Annotated in this window: 2 protein-coding genes; one reads left to right on the top strand and one right to left on the bottom strand. The window is 45.4% G+C overall.

What is annotated here, in order from left to right; all coding sequences use genetic code 11:
* Positions 1-110: 110 nt before the first annotated feature.
* Positions 111-935: an SPFH domain-containing protein gene (locus tag JX312_RS12920; protein WP_239653927.1), complete on the top strand. Its 825-nt coding sequence runs from the start codon at positions 111-113 to the stop codon at positions 933-935.
* A 56-nt stretch (positions 936-991) separates the two neighbouring features.
* Here the strand turns inward: JX312_RS12920 and JX312_RS12925 are convergent, their stop codons facing one another.
* Positions 992-1804, bottom strand: coding sequence for a potassium channel family protein (locus JX312_RS12925; protein WP_204458333.1), 813 nt, complete (start codon positions 1802-1804; stop codon positions 992-994).
* Positions 1805-1955: the final 151 nt, after the last annotated feature.

Consider the following 1955-nt stretch of genomic DNA (forward strand, 5'->3'; position numbering starts at 1 on the left):
CCAGAAAATCGCGTAACCAACATGAATACAGAGTTTAACAATTTCGCATTAACAGATTTTAAGAGACGCCAGTGACATTCATTCTTATTCCACTGCTGTTCGCACTATGCATTGTCTTTTGGTCAGAGTCCAATCCCGGACTTGCGGTAGCTTTGACAATCCCACTCTTTATACTCTTTATACTGGGGTGTGTCGGGTATTTCGTCCAGGAGCCAAACGTGGCTCGTGTCATGATATTTTTCGGCAAATACAAGGGTACCTGCAAGAAAACAGGCTATTATTGGGTAAATCCGTTCCTTAGCCGCAAGCGTCTTTCTCTGAGAATAAGAAACATGGACATTGAACCGATAAAGGTAAACGACAAGGTCGGCAACCCGGTGTTGATAGGCATGGTTCTTGTATGGAAAATCAAAGACACATACAAAGTCGTTTTCGATCTTGATTCACAGAGCCTTGGCGCACAGACAGCTTCTGTCAACAATGCCGCTCTTCAGAATTTCGTGAGAATCCAGAGCGATGCCGCCCTACGCGAGGTTACAGGACATTTCGCATACGACCAGACAGATTCAGGCAATCCCGATGAGCTTACGCTTCGTGACAGCGGACCGGAAATCAACGACCTGCTGGAGAAAAAAATCAACGAACGCCTTGCGATTGCCGGTATGGAAGTTGTGGAAGCCCGACTCAACTACCTCGCTTACGCTCCTGAAATCGCGGCGGTAATGCTTCGCCGCCAGCAGGCATCGGCAATAATATCTGCAAGAGAACAGATTGTGGAAGGCGCAGTCTCAATGGTCGAGATGGCACTGACAACACTCGAATCAAAAGGAGTTGTGGCACTCTCCAACGACCAGAAGGCATCAATGGTAGGCAACCTGCTTGCCGTGCTGTGTGCGGATGAGCCTCTGACTCCGACACTCAATGCAACTGTCTGAAAAACTCTTCAACTGAAACAACGGCGGCGAATCAATGTTGATTCGCCGCCGTTGTTTCAGTTGCCTGCACCGGAATCGCCGTGTCCCGCAGTTTCGTCACGCAGGGACTGGGCCTGATCGGGATGCTTCTTCACAAACTGACGATATGCCTTTACAAGGGAGATTTCATCGTTGTGAGTGCCTGCCTGCTTGTTGCGCTCGGTAATAAGGTTGGTGACGTAGACTGTGAAGATCGGAAACATCATCATGCCCAATGCTGCCAGCAATACCGACAACACTCTGCCGACCCCGGTCACAGCTTCTATATTTGATCCGACGGTAGTGACATCCATCGCCGCCCACCATAACGCATCCTGATAGCATTTCACATCCGGATTGACCTTGAATTCGAAAAGATAAAAGGTCAGACTCGCAAAATACACAGTCGAGAACAACGTGATGAGATAAGTAAAGAAAAGACCGGTCGCCTTGTTGTAGGTAAACCAGCTGACTACGATTGCCATCGCATATCCGCCCCGGATCAGCGGCATATAACGTACAAGATAGGCGACATCTTTCGAAATGTTCCACCCGAAATGGTAAAGTATCGCCTGATAAGGTATGGATACGATAAAGAAAATGAAATGGGTGGCAAGATAGTGTCTCTTATCATGCGACAGAAAGAATTCAATGAAAAAATCCGCCATAAAGACAACACATATCCAGAATTGCTGTTTCTGGAATTTCGGTTCTTCATAAAACGACACGTTCTCAAACGTATCGACTGATATTATATATATAAGCCATGCCGACAACAGCATGATGGCAACATGCAGAATCATAAGCACACCCCTGCTCCTTAGGAAATTAGCCAGCGTATGAATATTCATGACAGTTAATCTTATATAGAAATATTATAAACCTAATTTTAATTAAAAACGTTTAATTTTAAAAAACTGTTTAAATACACTGGCGTCTCTTAAAATCTGTTAATGCGAAATTGTTAAACTCTGTATTCATGTTGGTTACGCGATTTTCTGG

The sequence above is a fragment of the Barnesiella sp. CU968 genome, assembly GCF_905219685.1.
Lineage (GTDB): Bacteria > Bacteroidota > Bacteroidia > Bacteroidales > Muribaculaceae > Lepagella > Lepagella muris_A.

What these genes read in the sequence shown, in the direction of transcription:
- JX312_RS12925 (WP_204458333.1), bottom strand. Translation starts at nt 1,804, where the DNA reads ATGAATATTCATACGCTGGCTAATTTCCTAAGGAGCAGGGGTGTGCTT.